Source organism: Parapedobacter tibetensis, assembly GCF_024704835.1.
Lineage (GTDB): Bacteria > Bacteroidota > Bacteroidia > Sphingobacteriales > Sphingobacteriaceae > Parapedobacter > Parapedobacter tibetensis.
In genome coordinates this window covers 173815-189357 of the sequence record NZ_JAMXBE010000003.1, presented here as the reverse complement: position 1 = coordinate 189357, position 15543 = coordinate 173815, and the positions used below count along the sequence as shown (strand labels likewise).

General features: G+C 44.4%; 20 protein-coding genes and 2 pseudogenes. 20 read left to right on the top strand and 2 right to left on the bottom strand.

All coding sequences use genetic code 11. The features are described 5' to 3' along the window. The first annotated feature begins 7 nt into the window (after nt 1–7). The 11 genes and pseudogenes from NF543_RS05795 (at nt 8) to NF543_RS05750 (ending at nt 8058) form a co-directional block, all read left to right on the top strand. Nucleotides 8–3640 (top strand): DUF6443 domain-containing protein, encoded by a 3633-nt coding sequence (locus NF543_RS05795; protein WP_257667166.1) that lies wholly within the window; start codon nt 8–10, stop codon nt 3638–3640. Nucleotides 3641–3650: 10 nt separating this feature from the next. Beyond that, complete coding sequence (locus NF543_RS05790) at nt 3651–4022, top strand: hypothetical protein (protein ID WP_257667165.1); 372 nt, start codon at nt 3651–3653, stop codon at nt 4020–4022. A gap of 430 nt (nt 4023–4452) precedes the next feature. Next, complete coding sequence (locus tag NF543_RS05785; RefSeq protein ID WP_257667164.1) at nt 4453–4707, top strand: hypothetical protein; 255 nt, start codon at nt 4453–4455, stop codon at nt 4705–4707. A gap of 42 nt (nt 4708–4749) precedes the next feature. Further along, a pseudogene (locus NF543_RS05780) lies at nt 4750–5226 on the top strand (RHS repeat-associated core domain-containing protein); the annotation flags it as partial. 1 nt (nt 5227) lies between these two features. After that, on the top strand, nt 5228–5548 hold the full coding sequence (locus tag NF543_RS05775) for a hypothetical protein (RefSeq protein WP_257667163.1): 321 nt from the start codon (nt 5228–5230) through the stop codon (nt 5546–5548). Nucleotides 5549–5557: 9 nt separating this feature from the next. Next, nucleotides 5558–6007 (top strand): hypothetical protein, encoded by a 450-nt coding sequence (locus NF543_RS05770; protein WP_257667162.1) that lies wholly within the window; start codon nt 5558–5560, stop codon nt 6005–6007. Nucleotides 6008–6040: 33 nt separating this feature from the next. Beyond that, nucleotides 6041–6337, top strand: a complete 297-nt coding sequence (locus NF543_RS05765) for a hypothetical protein (RefSeq protein ID WP_257667161.1) — start codon at nt 6041–6043, stop codon at nt 6335–6337. Further along, nucleotides 6327–6590 carry a CPCC family cysteine-rich protein gene (locus NF543_RS05760; RefSeq protein ID WP_257667160.1) on the top strand — a complete coding sequence of 88 codons (264 nt, stop codon included), beginning with the start codon at nt 6327–6329 and terminating at the stop codon, nt 6588–6590. Before NF543_RS05765 ends, NF543_RS05760 begins: the two co-directional genes overlap by 11 nt. Nucleotides 6591–6912: 322 nt before the next feature. Beyond that, nucleotides 6913–7299, top strand: a complete 387-nt coding sequence (locus NF543_RS05755; RefSeq protein WP_257667159.1) for a hypothetical protein — start codon at nt 6913–6915, stop codon at nt 7297–7299. Between the two features lie 28 nt (nt 7300–7327). Further along, a pseudogene (locus NF543_RS25645) lies at nt 7328–7588 on the top strand (ParB N-terminal domain-containing protein); the annotation flags it as partial. Then, nucleotides 7588–8058 (top strand): hypothetical protein, encoded by a 471-nt coding sequence (locus NF543_RS05750; protein ID WP_257667158.1) that lies wholly within the window; start codon nt 7588–7590, stop codon nt 8056–8058. The pseudogene NF543_RS25645 and the gene NF543_RS05750, both read left to right, overlap by 1 nt. Before the next feature lie 262 nt (nt 8059–8320). On the opposite strand, the gene NF543_RS05745 is transcribed toward NF543_RS05750, so the two are convergent. Next, nucleotides 8321–8689, bottom strand: coding sequence for a type II toxin-antitoxin system VapC family toxin (locus NF543_RS05745; RefSeq protein WP_257667157.1), 369 nt, complete (start codon nt 8687–8689; stop codon nt 8321–8323). Next, a complete protein-coding gene (locus tag NF543_RS05740; RefSeq protein ID WP_257667156.1) occupies nt 8683–8865 on the bottom strand; it encodes a hypothetical protein in 183 nt (60 codons plus the stop codon). Before NF543_RS05740 ends, NF543_RS05745 begins: the two co-directional genes overlap by 7 nt. 174 nt (nt 8866–9039) lie before the next feature. Here NF543_RS05740 and NF543_RS05735 point away from each other — a divergent pair, with 174 nt between their 5' ends. From NF543_RS05735 to NF543_RS05695, 9 genes are all read left to right on the top strand, one after another. Continuing rightward, nucleotides 9040–9246, top strand: coding sequence for a hypothetical protein (locus NF543_RS05735; protein ID WP_257667155.1), 207 nt, complete (start codon nt 9040–9042; stop codon nt 9244–9246). Continuing rightward, nucleotides 9230–9466: a hypothetical protein gene (locus tag NF543_RS05730; protein ID WP_257957441.1), complete on the top strand. Its 237-nt coding sequence runs from the start codon at nt 9230–9232 to the stop codon at nt 9464–9466. Before NF543_RS05735 ends, NF543_RS05730 begins: the two co-directional genes overlap by 17 nt. A gap of 120 nt (nt 9467–9586) precedes the next feature. Beyond that, nucleotides 9587–9811, top strand: a complete 225-nt coding sequence (locus tag NF543_RS05725) for a hypothetical protein (RefSeq protein ID WP_257667153.1) — start codon at nt 9587–9589, stop codon at nt 9809–9811. Nucleotides 9812–10226: 415 nt separating this feature from the next. Beyond that, the gene (locus tag NF543_RS05720; RefSeq protein ID WP_257667152.1) at nt 10227–10703 is read left to right on the top strand and encodes a hypothetical protein; all 477 of its coding nucleotides are present in this window, start codon (nt 10227–10229) and stop codon (nt 10701–10703) included. Nucleotides 10704–11237: 534 nt separating this feature from the next. Continuing rightward, on the top strand, nt 11238–12125 hold the full coding sequence (locus NF543_RS05715) for a hypothetical protein (RefSeq protein ID WP_257667151.1): 888 nt from the start codon (nt 11238–11240) through the stop codon (nt 12123–12125). Nucleotides 12126–12406: 281 nt separating this feature from the next. Continuing rightward, complete coding sequence (locus NF543_RS05710; protein ID WP_257667150.1) at nt 12407–13249, top strand: hypothetical protein; 843 nt, start codon at nt 12407–12409, stop codon at nt 13247–13249. After that, complete coding sequence (locus NF543_RS05705) at nt 13246–14145, top strand: hypothetical protein (protein WP_257667149.1); 900 nt, start codon at nt 13246–13248, stop codon at nt 14143–14145. Before NF543_RS05710 ends, NF543_RS05705 begins: the two co-directional genes overlap by 4 nt. A gap of 9 nt (nt 14146–14154) precedes the next feature. Then, nucleotides 14155–14895 (top strand): hypothetical protein, encoded by a 741-nt coding sequence (locus tag NF543_RS05700; protein WP_257957440.1) that lies wholly within the window; start codon nt 14155–14157, stop codon nt 14893–14895. 63 nt (nt 14896–14958) lie between these two features. Further along, entirely contained in the window at nt 14959–15543 is a 585-nt protein-coding gene (locus NF543_RS05695; protein WP_257667147.1) for a hypothetical protein, read from the top strand.

Here is a 15543-nt window from a genome sequence, read left to right as displayed (position 1 = left end):
GGTGACTATGTTTATAGCTAAATTTATGCGGAAGGCCGCCCCGATAGCCATGGTGTTTGCATCCACCGGGATGGCCGGTGCTCAGCAGTCGCAAACCCTGTCGAACTACAGCGGCCAGGCTGAGATTTCGGCAAACGAGTATGTACGATTGTTGCCGGGTTTCCACGTCCCCGCAGGCAGTACATTGCGTGTGTATATAACCAGCGACGTAGCCTTGGAGACCAATTCCAGTATGGACAGGAACCATATCCTCCTGACCAGGTACCGGAGGCCGCTTGGAACAATACCCATTGGCCTTACCACTGGAAATGCGGCACAGGACATTACCTACTACGACGGCTTGGGGCGCCTTTCCCAATCCATCGCGGTGAAGGGTGCTCCATCTTATGCCGATGAGGTAACGCCGGTCGTTTATGACGCATACAACCGGCAGGATCGGGAATACCTGCCGTATGTTACAACCGGTACCGGCGGGGGAGCTTTTAAGGACGATGCTGTCGGACAGCAGGCTGTATACTACAACAGCCCCCCGAACGGTTCGGGCGTGGTGCAAATCGTGCAGTCGGGCGGTATGACACCGTCATATGGCAAAGCGGTATTTGAAGCCTCACCACTGGGCCGTCCGGTGGAAAATGGGTTTCCCGGGGCAACCTGGCAACCGGCGGAATCGCGTACGGCTACCGGGGGGCGCACTATCGCAACGGAATACACTACGAGCAACGCCGCCGCTTTTGGCGCCCTGTCGACCACGCTTCGGGTAGCGCGCTATGGTGTGCTGCTAGAGCCGGATTGGGAACCGTCGCTCGTTTTCGATGGCCACGTCGCTATCAACGGGATATATGAGGCCAACACCTTGCAGGTGACCGTATCCAAAGACGAGAATTGGGTGCCTGCCAGTGGAGCCGATGGCCGACTGGGCACGGTTGAGGAATATAAAGACAAGTCAGGCCGTGTAATACTCAGGCGTACTTTCAATAAGGCTGACGGTGGGGCGGTGGAAATGCTGAGCACATACTACGTGTACGACAATTTTGGGAACCTGACGTATGTACTCCCTCCCGGTAGGAATGCCGCTTCAAATCCTGATAGGGAGGCGTTGCCTGTGGGGGGCGCCCTGACCGTCTGGCTGGATAGCCTGGCCTACCAGTACCGCTACGATACAAGAAACCGCCTGGTGCAGAAGAAGCTTCCGGGAAAAGGACGGGAATACATCGTGTACAACGAGTTTGACGAGGTGGTGGCAACCCAGGACGCGCTGCAACGGACGGCCAACGAATGGGTGGTGACAAAGTATGACCGTTTGGGAAGGGTGGTCATGACAGGCATCTGGAACAATGGGGGGACGGCTATTTCCAGGGCCGTACTCCAAGGGCAGGTAAACGGGTGGGCCATGGGCAACCTACGTGAGACCCGTAATATGGTAGGGACGGGATACACCAACGTAGCGTGGCCCACATCAAATATAACCACCACGCTCACATTGAACTACTACGATGGTCATGGTATCCCGGGGCTGCCGCCGGCCTACGTCCCGTCCGGTTATAGCACCATGACCAAAGGCATGCCTACTGCCACGCGTACCAAGGTGCTTGGAGTAGGTGCCGGCACGGGTAACATGTTATGGAGCGTAAACCATTATGATGACCTAGGCCGGTTGGTAAGGCAGTTCAGCCAGCATTTCCAGGGTGGCGGTTCGGTCAACGAATATGACTTTGACGATATTGAAAACGAGTACAGTTTCACGGGCCAGCCTATTAAGAACACACGCAAGCATTACACCGCCAATGCCGGCAATACGGCAGCCATATTGCAGCTGACGGTTGAGACCGTAAACACGTACGATCACCGTGACCGGCTTGTAGACACCGAGAAATCAATAAACGGGGGGGCACCCACACTACTATCGCGCCAAGTGTATAACCACATCGGGCAACCGTACATCAAAGCCCTGCACAGTACAAACAACGGTAATACATTTGCACACCGCGACAGCTTGTTTTACAATGAACGGGGATGGCTCAGGCGCAAAAGCTCCGGGCTGTTCGCCATGGAACTCGATTACAACGCGGGCACCGTACCGCAATATAATGGGAATATCACCGCCCAGCGCTGGGGTACACCGGGCAGCCTGGATAAGGGATACCGTTATCGCTATGATAACCTAGGGCGACTGGTGCTGGGCACCATGCCATCCAATGGCAACAGGGAGCGGATTTTGTATGACCGGATCGGCAATATCATGGCCTTGCGGCGGATGAATGGAGGGGGTACCCGGGTGGATTCACTGGCGTATACCTATGCCGGGAACCGGCTTACACGGGTAATGGATGCCACCACAACCGTACATACCGTTGAGCCGTACCAATTGCCTGGGACAACGAACTACACATATGACGTGAACGGCAACATAAAGACGCGGTTGAATACCAATTCGGCCAGTACCCATAATAAATATAACATCAGCAATATTGTATACAACCATTTGAACCTACCCCAAAGCATAACCGCCGTGGCGGGAAACGTGGCATACACGTATGATGCGAACGGCCGCAAACTCCGAAGCGTGGTGGGGGGTGTTGCCACGGATTATATAGATGGCATCGAATGGGAGGGCACCACGCTCAACTTCCTCCACACGGAGGAGGGCCGGATCATCAAAAGCGGGAGCAACTACCTGTATGAATATGTGTTGCGGGACCACCTGGGCAATAGCCGGTCCGGCTTTTCGCAAACGAATCCATCCGTTGCTAACCTCCGGTCAGATTATTACCCGTTCGGGCTCCAGCACCAATCGGGGATCATTGCACCTCCTTCGCCGAAAAACCGTTATCTTTACAACGGGAAGGAGTTGCAGGATGGCTTGGGGGTATACGACTACGGTGCCCGCATGTACGATCCGGTGATTGGCAGGTGGGGCACGGTGGATCCGCTGGCGGAGCAGATGCGGAGGTATTCGCCGTATAATTACGCGTTTGATAATCCGATACGGTTCATTGATCCGGACGGGATGGCACCTATACCCGGAGCGACCGAATTGATCCTATGGGCGAGGATGAGGGCGGCGACGGATGGTGATGATGAGGAAGATGATCCACCAAAGAAGAAGGGTTTTGACTGGAAACAAGCCGGCCAGGACTTTGTCGATGGGATACCGGTTATCGGTTCTGCTTTGAGGAGTGGTGATAAACTGGAAAGCGGAGATTTACTAGGGGCAACAGCGGATTTTGGTAATGGCTTAACGGAAGCGTTCACACTTGGGTATGGAGGCAAAATCGCTGGCACCACATCAAATTTCTTCCTTAGATTATTTAGCAAAAACGTAGCTGGGGCGGGAATACAGCTGACTAAAAGGACTTTTGGACACACATTCACTACTCACGGAGATGACATGACGAACTTTTTGCTTAACAGAGCAAAAGGTTCTGGTATGGCACAAGGGCAGTTCTTAGAAAATCAAAAAGCAGCTCAATTCATTTTAGATAATCTAGGAAAGACGGCAAATGGGGCTGTAAATATTCCTATTCCCAAAGGCTTCCCCGCGAGAGTTATTATGCCAGATGGAACATTTAAAGCAGCTACTCATATACGACTTGTTCCCGGTGGGAATGGAGTAAAAACAGCTTACCCCTTAATCCCTTAACTTCCATTTTATGATACTAAAAAAAGAAATAGTCGAACAGCTTAGTAAGGAGTTATCATTACCTTTCACAGGTATAGAACAGGATTGGAGTATCGAAATGGCAAACTCCAATAGAATTGATGATTTTCTTAAGTTTTATCAGCAGAATGATTTGTCAGAAGATAAAAAAAATGCTGTAATGTCCATTATACTTGCTTCTTATGAAGATTTTCTGCATGAAAATAATGATTTGGAAATCGGTGACAGATGGAACGAAATCAAATCAATACTAGAATCTGAAAGAGCGATTTTTGCTGATTTGATAAATTATTGGTCGTTGAATAATGAAGTCGAAGAAGACAATCTATTTCTAATAACACCGCTCGTAAGAAAATTAAAGTAGAAAAGAGAGGTTTATTGTTCAATTATCATTAGATAAACAACAGCAGAAAGCCGAAGAAATGAAAACCTAATTGTACTAGAAGTGAAAGTTAAGGAACGATCTTTAAATAATATGCAATTTTATAAAGAAGAAAATGTATTTGGTTATCGGAACTAATACCATCAAAACACATAGTATTACATTGAATTAATAGAAATAGAAGGTCTTTTTGAGATGGACTATGGTTCGCCATCACCTACAATATCATCAAACGATTATGAATTATTTATTGCTTTTTACGCAGATAAGGAAAGCGTAAATGTTATTCCACAAGAGCGTAATACAATCTAGGATATGGGAGTTTTGCCTTAAAATTTAAGGTGTATTTGAAGTATATATTTGGATTGCCTGGAGAAGAAACAATACAAGTCATCCATATAGTAAACTTGAAATGAAGTCTTATTCATTTTATGAGCTGAGAGGCAACCACCTGAATCTGCCAGTTTCCGTGGTCGGCACACCGGCCATTACCTATACCTACGAATACTACCTCAGGGATCACCAGGGCAATAGCCGGATAGGTTTCAACCAGGGCACGAACGTGACCATACCCAACTTCACGGCGGACTATTACCCCTTTGGGCTGCAGCACCAGCAATATAAACGGCCAGGCAATCCAAAACCATCCCGGCTTTTGCTGGGATAGCTCCGTTGCCGCTGAAAAGCAAACACGTTAACGGAAAATAATTACCTTTATAACGGTAAAGAACTGCAGGATGGCCTGCAGCTTTACGACTACGGCGCGAGGCTGTATGACCCTGTGACAGGGCGGTGGGGCACGGTGGATCCACTGGCGGAACAGACGCGGAGATGGAGCCCCTATAACTATGCCTTGGACAATCCGATCCGGTTCATCGATCCGGATGGGATGCAGACAAGTGACCCGAATGCAATAGCCGGGTTGTTGGCATGGGCGAGGATGAGTGCGGCGATGGGTGGAGAGGATGATGAAGATGATCCTCCAAAGAAGAAAATGCAGGCAGAGAATACCACTTCAGTTGTAGATGGTTTAGTTGACCTGGTTCCCGGCAGCAGAATGGGAGGACTTGCTGGTCAGGAGTTCAGAGAGGTCAATATCGCGATGGGGACAGCATACCTTTTAGGTGGTACGATAGAGGCTGGGTTAGAGACCGCTTCGTACTATAGGGGGGGCGCTGCTATCTAAGATGCTTCCGAAGTTAGGCAGTTATTTGACTGGGCGTTTTGCCACTAAGGGGGTAAGTGTAATTGGACCTAGGGCAACTTATAGAGAAACTGCGAAAAAAATCGGGGCCAACTTCCTTGATGTAACTGATGAAGCATGGACAATGCGTAAGAATGTAAAGTTTTTACAAGGAGTAGTTAAAAGAGGCGATGATGTAATATTCTCAGGAAAATATAATCCTGCAAGACTTGACCCTAACTCTGTCCTTGCACAAGAGATTAGGTATTTGCAAAGACACGGCTATTCTTGGACTGATGATTTTTCTAGAATGATTAAAAAATAGGATTGAGATATGAAACAGGGTTTTATAAAATATATCTATGAGTTTTTTAAAAGGCTTGTTGAATTATATGGCTTTCAGAAAAAAAAAGATTTGAACGAAGGACAATCCTATATGATTGAGTATAGTTCAAATAATTTTGTAATTAAAATAGAAAAGTACTTTCGAGAATTCTATACATCACTTTATAAAACAAATAGACCTGACGATGAGATAAACCTATTTAATTTGTTGGAATACTTGAAACAAGGTGATGCCAATATTCCTAAATCTGAATATTTTCGAAAGGAAAAAGACATTCAAGAATGTTTTAGGAAACAATTAAGTCATACCTCATCTGTAATTTATGAAAATTACGATTTGATAAATGATTTTTTTAGTGGTAACAATTATGAATTAAAGATGGCTGAATTTGAAAAGTATTGGAAAAATAAACATCCTGAGTTCTATAATAAGACTTGATAGACAGTTGCCGTTAAGGGGGGACAACAACTTTTGACTGCTGGAAGATTCCCTAACCTTGCGAAGAAGTTTAGTAAACATGCAGATGAATGGTCTCAATGGGGATCTATATCACAAAAAGCTTTTTATAATCGAGCGGTTAAGTTAGCGGATAGCCCTGTTGGAGGGCATGTTCGTGAGTTTACGTCAAAGCAAGGCTGGAATTTTAGATTTAACTCGAAGACTGGCGAGTTTTTAACAACTCATCCTAAAGGGCATATAGAAACATTTTTCCGTCCAACTAATGGAATGGATTATTATCTCAAGCAAGTACAACTGTATGGATACTAATATTATTAACAAGTATAAGTGTCCATGTTGTGGATACTATACCTTAGATCAGAGGCCTGATAACACCTTTCAAATTTGTCCTGTTTGTTATTGGGAGGATGATGGCGTGCAGCTTAATGACTCTGACTATGAAGGGGGGGCTAATCGAGTAAGTTTAAATGAAGCCAAAAGGAATTTTGAAAAATTTGGTGCGATAGAAAAAGGATTTATAAATCAGGTACGACCACCTAATAAAGATGAAATGAAGGATTAAAGTAGTACTGCTGCTAAGGGGGGTTTTAAATCATTCAACAGCTTAGATGATTTTGGTCAAATGTTTAAAAATAAGAGCTTAACTAATGTATCGGATGATCTGGTTAATAGCGGATGGAAAAAATTAGAGGGTAACTGGGGAACTCGAACCGTGTTCGAAAAACAGATAGGGAATAAAAGGTTTTATGCTCAATGGGAAACAAATGCAGTGCATTCAACTACTAGTAAACCCGTAAGTTATTGGAAACTGACTTATGGTAAGATAAACGCAACGTCAAAAAATACTATTCGGGTTTCACCTTCACCAAACTTTAGACCTTGATATGAAAAGAGAAATATTGAAATTTCATTATGAAGAAATAGTATATGTGTTGATGATTTTGGCTACGAGTTTAAGAGCATATTCAGAAGAAGATTTAAAAAGTTTTGCAGAAGCAATCCATAGACTGGATATTCTATCAAAGCCAGAATTTTTGAAGGAGTTAAAGCTGATTAATTCTAAGATAGACGATGATATTATATCAAACCTTGTTGAATTACAAGGTACAGTATCTGAACTTTATTCTGGACAGTGGTATAAGGCACTGGCTAATGAAAGTAATGTATTGAACAAAAGTTCTCTTTTATCAAGACAGTTGCTAAATAAATTAGACGAAGAATATATTGAACCAATTAAGTATGCTGAAAAAAATATGGATGTAAACTGGTAGAGTTGCTGCTAAGACGGTAACTAAATTAAGTCCTTATGAATTACAGATAATTCACGGACTTACCAAGTCCAAAAATGCTTTTGCAAAACTTAAAGCTGACATAAAGTTAAATGGCGTTCAAGAACCAATAAAGTTTGTAGAGCATAACGGTAAAAGATTTGTTGTAGATGGTCATCATCGCCTAAGAACAGCAAAAGAGTTAGGTATTCAAAATGTTCCGGTACAACAGGTCAAATTACCTTATGCTGGCTATAAATCAGTTGATGACCTAATTTATTCTCGTTACTAATGGCAATTTGGCAATATATATTTCAAGTGTTACCTAAGGAAAGTGTAAGTACTTTAGCCAGTGATTCTTTCTTTAATCGTACTGATGAAGGATTTGATGATGAGTTATTTTGGAAGAAGTACCCTCTTAAAAAAGGCTTTTTTAACAAAATCAATTCAACACTCAAAAAAACTAAATCTTGGAGCAACGATATTGATTTATACGGCAATCAGGAATCAAATTGCTTTGAGGTTCTTTCTGATAATGAAGGTAATGTTCTTTCTGTTTCTTTTAGAATAGATTTTACGAGTAACTATGAATTGATACTAAGTCACATAATTGAGTTTTGCGGTCTTAACGGATTAGTCATTTTAGATGAAGGTCTAAACATTGTTCCGTGGAATTATGAACAAGTGCAGAGCATTATTAGGACTTCACCTCAAGTGAAAAAGTATAATGAATTGTTTGAAAAAGATAAAAGTTCTGAGTAACACTTTAAGATAAGGAAATACAAAATGAGGTTGTTTATTAAAATATTGCTATTTCTTTTTGTTTCACTTGTTACTAATGTTAAGGCAACAGCATATTCTTCACTCCATACAGAAATAGCAAAAACAGTTGGGAAGGTCATTGAAAATGATTTGGCAAATGTTGTCAAAATGGACAGGATTTAGTAGATTATAGAGACAGGAAAGGAGGACCAGCTTGTGCCGCAATATCCAGATGGGGTCGGGAGGGCAGAGAGAGGTAAATTTAAAGCAATTTGATGTTCGGAAAGTATTGAAAGTCCTTTTTGTTCAACGTGAGCACAGGTAAGTCATAGTATAATGCGGTCGCAGCAATGAACGTGTCGGGAATACTGGGTTTGTGACTTAAGCTGTAATCCTGAAACAGGTTGATAAAAACGGCTGATATTTCCTCCGTAATCGGAAGCATCGTGTAAGGAGTAAGTTGCTTGCGGATGGCACGCATCTCCTGTTTATTCCTGGCCCCGACTAAAAATTCGGCCACGGTGATGGCACTAATGTAGAAATTAGCAGTAGCTAAGGTCAGGACAGCTTCCCGTGTCCGTTCGTTTCCACGGTAAAGCTCAATGAGGATATTGGTGTCAAAAATTACCATGAAGAAGGCCAGGCTTTCGAGCGCACCTCGTCAGTACTGGGGAAATCGGAGCCCTTGCCAAAGCTCTCCAATAACGTACTCGCAGGAACTGCCTTACCTTTGGGAACCACAGCCGTCTTCGTTACTGGTTCTTCTTTTTGTTCCACGCGAATTCCCAGTTCTCTCGCCAACGCCAAAACCTTGTCCAATTTAGACTTACTATTTGATTTTAAAATCAATTCCATGCTGATACAAAGATAATCATCAACGACGACTTTACAAAGTTTGGCTCAGCGACCTCCGTTTTACGGGATGATTCCCCGAGGGTTGATGCTGGCCGCAAGCTCCGAAGCACGAAGACGCGTGACTATGTGGACGGCATCGAGTATGTAGCCGGTGCCATCGAGTTTATCCACAGGGAGGAAGGCCGGATACTCAAGAGCGGCAGTACCTATGCCTATGAATATTACCTGAGGGATCACCTGGGTAATAGCCGGGTAGGTTTCACCCAGGGCACCAATGTGACCACACCCAACTTCACGGCGGACTATTATAAAGCAATTGAGACACGAAGCTAATAGCCTCATTTCTCAGTTAAACAACGGAAATATGAATCCCGGAATTGGTAGTAAATCCATTGGTGATGGTATTTTCGAAGCGAGATTCCGAGGGGGAGCACGCGTCTATTTTAAAAATACAAGTAATGGTGTTATAGAGATAGTAGGGTATTCTAATAAGTCTAATCAACAAGCGGTAATTAATCGATTAATAGAAGTAAATAAGAGTTTAAAAAAATAAAATATGGATTTCAAGATATTGTTTCCAACTTCTTATTAGGTATTAGATATATATGACGATAATCTTGATATAAATATTATCCTAGACAATGGAAACGTCTATTTTGGGACATTATTTACTTTGGCTAATATTAATAAATTGATGGTAGCTAGTGAGGATAGATATTTCTGGTCTATTGATATGCTTATTTTAAAGGATTTATCCCGTTTTAGTATTAAGATGGCTATCAAAAATTTATTAAAAGATGGCTTGTTTCTTGATGTATTTTCTAATATAGGTACAATTGAATCCGTTTTTTCACACGTTGGTTGGACAGGATATTCAGATGTTATTGAAATGGAGTAGAGTATGTTCTAAATTACGATCATGCATCGTTCACAGTCTATAATTTCGACGAGAGGCAACGGATAGGGCCGGGGCATTGGATAAAGCAAATGCCGATGCAAACCGACGAGCTTACCGCGGTTTATCCGGAAACTTATTTTATCGCGGGTACTGCGGCGGGTAGAACAAGACATTCTCGCGGAAGGGTATTGGTAATGCTGCCGGTTAATATTGTTGGTTTTGGAGTACTTTATATGGAACAGGGGTCTTTTTCTATAATCTTACTAATTCAATCACTTACTTTTTTCGTATTTTGAATTTTAATGTATCTATTTATGAAGTTCAGAAAAAACCCTCATAATGGACAAGAGTCTCTCTATCGGTGTCAGCGTGGGGCAGGTGTTGGAATCAACGCATGTGCGGTAACAGAAACAATATGGAAACAGATTATGTAAATCAAATTCAACTTCTTGAAAAGGAGATTTCTGGCAATGAAACACCCTCATATATAATTCTGATTAAGCAGACGTTTGTTGTTTGGTATCTATTGGTTGAAGGGAATGATAGTTTAGATGAACATAAGCTTCAATCAATACTAAATAGAAATATAAGTATTATAAATAAACATTATCCAAATGAGCCCAATTTATTGTTCTTACGAGGATTGATGTTACAGATAAGCCCTTGGTTTTTCGATGAAAACGAAAATGGTGATGGCGAGAAGTATCTAAAATTGGCTTATAAACATCATCGGGATAATCTTTTGTTTAAATGGGCCCTTAGGGGAAGTATAGATCTTCCTAAAGAGGAATTAATGATTATAAAGTCTTCCATTGAAAAAGAGTTTGATAAATATTATATAGATTATCAGCCTATTAGGGAATACTTTAAAGGTATTGTGGAAACATCCTAAAACAGGAAACAACAACAATCCCCAGCAGAAAAAATAGTGGGGTTTGTTTGTTTTTACAATGACGCTATGCTCTTTTCGAGCTGGGCTTTTTACGTTTACTGAGTATGGCCTGCATCTTGTTTTTGCGTGCGGGCCTCTTGGCGACCCCGATGGAAAGTATGGCATTGCCGCGTTCGCAAAAAACTATCTAGAGTATATTGCCGGAGTTGAAGCCGGAAAAACATTCAAAGTTGATAATTATAGCATTAATACATACACCGAGGCAATAATGAATTATGGAACAGGACACCACAAAAAAAGTTAAAACTTAATTTGGAATTGTGGAAATGTATCCCGATAATTACAGTGGATAAGACATCAGCCTAAACTTGTAAGATTCCGAAGATAACGTATTTCTAGGCCTGTCAGTGAAGAAGGGAGCGTGCAAACCACTTGTTGGCATTGGCTTGGCCTGTGCCTATAGGGGGGGTAGGTTGTACGATGACCGTTTGAACAACGAAACCTTGATAATTGACGTTAAACCAAAAAAAACATATGCAAGTAAAATACATGTTATCGATGCTGCTTCCGCTGGCCCTCACCTCGGTCTGCCTGGCACAGACCAATAAGATTTCAGAATCGGGGAATGTGGGGATAGGAACCACAACACCATCCAAGGAGCTGGATGTCATAGGTACCACAAGATCTAATCAATTTTCTTTCCCCCAGGTCAATTATAATTTTTCGGCCGCACCACGTACCCAGCTTGGAAACATGAGCATCAAATTGTTTGATGATTATGTTACAAGGCGACCGGGGGATGTTGGCAGCCCTGATAATAACAGTTACGGCACCCTTCTGGCCATGTATGGATATAATAATCATTGGGAATCTAATATTTACATCGGAGCAAATACCAAAAAGATGTATTTCCGGACCAGTGCATGGTCAGGTGGCACCAATGAAAATGGGGTCACCGGGGCATTCCATGATTGGAGGACAATATTGGACTCAAGGAGTGATGTGGCATCTTCCGGGAAACTGAGAATGACCGGCTCCGGCGACCACTATATCCAAAATGGCAACGTAGGCATCGGCACCATAACTCCGGTTGACAAACTCTCCGTAAACGGCCGCATCCGCGCAAAGGAGGTGAAGGTAGAGACGGCGAACTGGCCGGATTACGTGTTCCACGAGGATTACGCATTGCAGCCTTTGCCCGAGCTGGAAGCCTACATCAAGCAATACGGCCACCTGCCGGGCATGCCCACGGCAAAGGAAGCGGAGGCCGAAGGCATCGACTTGGGCGAAATGAACCGGAAGCTGCTGGAGAATGTGGAACAGTTGACACTGCATCTGATTGAACGGGAAAAAAATGAACAAAAAATGTGGGGAGTGATTGAAGCATTGCAACGGGAGATTAATTCATTGAAAACCAAGTAAAATATGAAACAGACATGATTAGAATAATCATTATTCACAAGTTTACGTGCTTTCAAAGGCGTTCATGAATGCTTCGCAGTTAAACCCACAGGGATCCGCCAGCTGGCGGATTAATCATCAAAGGTTCCATCCCATGAAGACGGGATAGGTACTGGCAACTAAAAGCAAAAAATTAAACAGAAAATACTTGATAGGTAAATAAGATATTCTGTTCTGTTAATGCGCAGCGCATAGCTCATAAAAAAGCTATATCAGGACTTTAAAGCAAATAGATAAACACCATGATAATCAAAACGTCTACCATCTCTTCAGCATTATTGCTGATTGCCTCCACAAGCGTGGCACAAAGTAATTGGTTTCCCAATTCAGGGAATGCCGGCATCGGGACCACCAGCCCTTATTCGATCGGCTCCTACAGCGTACTGGATATCGTTGGGAAATCGACTTCCAATGGCGGTTATATCCGGTTCCGGACATCCGATGGATCCGGCGCTGCCCGGATTTTTAATAGCAACGATAGATTGCTGTTCGATCTGCAGAGCGCCAACATGTATTTCCAGTGGCGCAATTCGGAATATAAGGAGCTCTACCGTGTCAACTCAGACGGCTCCGCAAAATGGAGCGGAAACGAATCCAGTTATACGGAGGTGGCCTCCAACGCGTCCGGACCGTTCATGCGGCAATATTCGAACAATGGCACCACGGTGAGTTGGCTGATTCGTGGATATGCGTCCAATGGCATCCAGGCGGTATTTAACCATGGTGGCATCGAAGTCAATGGCCGGGTGCGCGCCAAGGAGGTGAAGGTGGAAACGGCCAACTGGCCGGATTACGTGTTCCATGGGGATTACGCATTGCAGCCTTTGCCCGAGCTGGAAGCCTACATCAAGCGACACGGCCGCCTGCCTGGAATTCCGAGTGCGCAGGAAGTGGAAGCCGAGGGCATCGACCTGGGTGAAATGAACCGGAAGCTGCTAGAGAAGGTGGAACAGTTAACGTTGCATTTGATTGAGAAGGAGAAGGAAATACAAACGTTGAAACGCCTGGAAAATCGGATTGAGTTGCTTGAACAAGGCAGCGGACCAAAAAGGGAGGCAAACAAAAACCAACACAAACAACCATGAAGTACGGATTACTCCTCTGCATCGCCACTATGCTGGCCTGCAATGTTTATGGTCAAGCGACCTTTCATTTTGAGAAATCGTTTGCCGTAGCCTTCCCACACGGTGCGGCCAACCAGGTGAACTATATTCAGCTGCCGGTCGATCAAAACATTATCGGGCTGCTTACCGTGACCATAACCGGCGGCTATAACCACCAACTGAATATGGGCGTGCTGAAAAAGCGGATATGTGTGGTGAAAGGCTCTTCCGGTTATTTCAATGAATACACCGAAATTTTGGATGCCAGCGGACCCTTGGCCACTCAATGGCATATAGGCGACTATGATGCCCAAAATAATACCATTCCCATCTATCACCTAGTCAGCACGGGAAACACCATTTCCATAAAAATAGATGGACAGATGCAGACCGCTGCGGCAGCCAACCAAATCCAAAGCCAATTGGCCGTAACCACACCGATGACTGTTGCACACACCAAAACCCGTCAATACAAGTCTATAATGCAAGACCGCGTGGGTATCGGCACGGCTACGCCCACCGAGCGGCTTTCGGTGAATGGTAATATACGAGCAAAGGAAATCAAGGTGGAAGTGGCAAATTGGCCGGATTATGTGTTTCAGCCGGATTACCGGCTGACTTCGCTCGCCGAACTGGAGGCCTATATCAACGCAAACGGGCACTTGCCGGGTATCCCCAAAGCCAGTGAAGTGAAAGCTGAGGGTGTGGCCCTAGCTGAGATGAACCGGAAGCTCCTGGAGAAAGTTGAGGAATTGACACTTCACTTGATTGAGAAGGACCGGGAAATGGAAGCAATCCGTAAAGAAGTGGACCGGATGAAAGCGATGGAGTCCCGATTGCAGCTTTTGGAGGCGAATATTTTACAAGACAGAAACTAATAAAATACCATGAATTACCTAAACAAAGCAATGTTGATCGTCATAGCAGCTTTTCCAGTTTGCGGGGCGGCTCAAACCACAGCTAATGCATTGAAACCGTATGATACAAGGGATATAATCGATTCCCCTGTGAACTTTGATAGGACGGTTCGGATTGATTTCAAACGAAGGACTACGGTCGGTGTGCCGGGTGCAGGCAATTATTCTGGACAGCTAACGATCGCGCCGTGGGCAGACAATAGTGGAGGTAAACACTACCAGCTGAATTTCAATGAGGGGGGCGTATTTTATCGAAATGGCCATCCGGATGATGTATCATGGGGAGCATGGCAAAAATTGCTGATAGAAAACGAGAATGGCAATGTGGGCATCGGCACCATAACTCCGGTGGACAAACTCTCCGTAAACGGCCGCATCCGCGCCAGGGAGGTCAAGGTGGAAATGGCCAACTGGCCGGATTATGTATTCCGTTGGGATTATGCATTGCAGCCTTTGCCCGAGCTGGAAGCCTACATCAAGCGACACAGCCGCCTGCCTGGAATTCCGAGCGCACAGGAAGCGGAAACCGAAGGCATCGATTTGGGAGAGATGAACCGTAAGCTCCTGGAGAAGGTGGAACAGTTGACGCTTTATCTGCTAGCACAGGAAAAACAACTGAAAGCCAATGATGAACGGGAGCGGGAGCAAAACCATCGGATAGAACAACTGGAAAAGCTAGTCCGCGGCTTACTGCCGGAAAGCAGCCAATAAATAAAAATAAACGCAGTGAACAATTCGAAACCAATGAATATAGCCATTCAAAAAATTATTAAAATGACATTTGTACTGAAGTCACTATCGGCAGTCGTGGTAGTCACCTTGGCAACAACGGCCATAAATGCCCAGACCTACACGGGATTGTTCCGCACCACAAGTGGTAACACCACTTACCACCAATTCAACAGGAACGGGGCTGGCGCGACGGTATATATCAACCAAGAATCCAGTGCCACTAACCATCCGATATTTCGGCTATCCAGCGGAACCGCACAGGCCAATGTAAATGTGCGGTTTACGGTGGAGAACAATGGCAACGTAGGCATCGGAACCATCACCCCCCAGGCCAAACTCGCCGTCAATGGCAACATCCTGGCCAAGGAGGTAAAGGTAAAGACGGACATCAGCGTGCCGGACTACGTGTTCGAGCCTGACTACTTGCTACCCTCACTAGCCGAAGTGGAAGCCTATGTGAAAGAACACAAGCACCTGCCGGAAATCCCCTCGGCGGCGGATATCCAACGTGATGGGCTTAACCTTGCAGAGATGAACCTGTTGCTCTTAAAGAAGGTTGAGGAGATGATGTTGGTGATCATCGAGCAAAACAAGCGCATTAAGGTATTGGAAGATAAAGGCAAATAA

Excerpts from the sequence above, each read along its gene's own strand:
- NF543_RS05795 (WP_257667166.1), top strand. The coding sequence starts at position 8 with ATGTTTATAGCTAAATTTATGCGGAAGGCCGCCCCGATAGCCATGGTG.
- NF543_RS05790 (WP_257667165.1), top strand. The coding sequence starts at position 3,651 with ATGATACTAAAAAAAGAAATAGTCGAACAGCTTAGTAAGGAGTTATCA.
- NF543_RS05785 (WP_257667164.1), top strand. The coding sequence starts at position 4,453 with ATGAAGTCTTATTCATTTTATGAGCTGAGAGGCAACCACCTGAATCTG.
- NF543_RS05775 (WP_257667163.1), top strand. The coding sequence starts at position 5,228 with ATGCTTCCGAAGTTAGGCAGTTATTTGACTGGGCGTTTTGCCACTAAG.
- NF543_RS05770 (WP_257667162.1), top strand. The coding sequence starts at position 5,558 with ATGAAACAGGGTTTTATAAAATATATCTATGAGTTTTTTAAAAGGCTT.
- NF543_RS05760 (WP_257667160.1), top strand. The coding sequence starts at position 6,327 with ATGGATACTAATATTATTAACAAGTATAAGTGTCCATGTTGTGGATAC.
- NF543_RS05755 (WP_257667159.1), top strand. The coding sequence starts at position 6,913 with ATGAAAAGAGAAATATTGAAATTTCATTATGAAGAAATAGTATATGTG.
- NF543_RS05750 (WP_257667158.1), top strand. The coding sequence starts at position 7,588 with ATGGCAATTTGGCAATATATATTTCAAGTGTTACCTAAGGAAAGTGTA.
- NF543_RS05745 (WP_257667157.1), bottom strand. The coding sequence starts at position 8,689 with ATGGTAATTTTTGACACCAATATCCTCATTGAGCTTTACCGTGGAAAC.
- NF543_RS05720 (WP_257667152.1), top strand. The coding sequence starts at position 10,227 with ATGGAAACAGATTATGTAAATCAAATTCAACTTCTTGAAAAGGAGATT.
- NF543_RS05715 (WP_257667151.1), top strand. The coding sequence starts at position 11,238 with ATGCAAGTAAAATACATGTTATCGATGCTGCTTCCGCTGGCCCTCACC.
- NF543_RS05710 (WP_257667150.1), top strand. The coding sequence starts at position 12,407 with ATGATAATCAAAACGTCTACCATCTCTTCAGCATTATTGCTGATTGCC.
- NF543_RS05705 (WP_257667149.1), top strand. The coding sequence starts at position 13,246 with ATGAAGTACGGATTACTCCTCTGCATCGCCACTATGCTGGCCTGCAAT.
- NF543_RS05700 (WP_257957440.1), top strand. The coding sequence starts at position 14,155 with ATGAATTACCTAAACAAAGCAATGTTGATCGTCATAGCAGCTTTTCCA.
- NF543_RS05695 (WP_257667147.1), top strand. The coding sequence starts at position 14,959 with ATGACATTTGTACTGAAGTCACTATCGGCAGTCGTGGTAGTCACCTTG.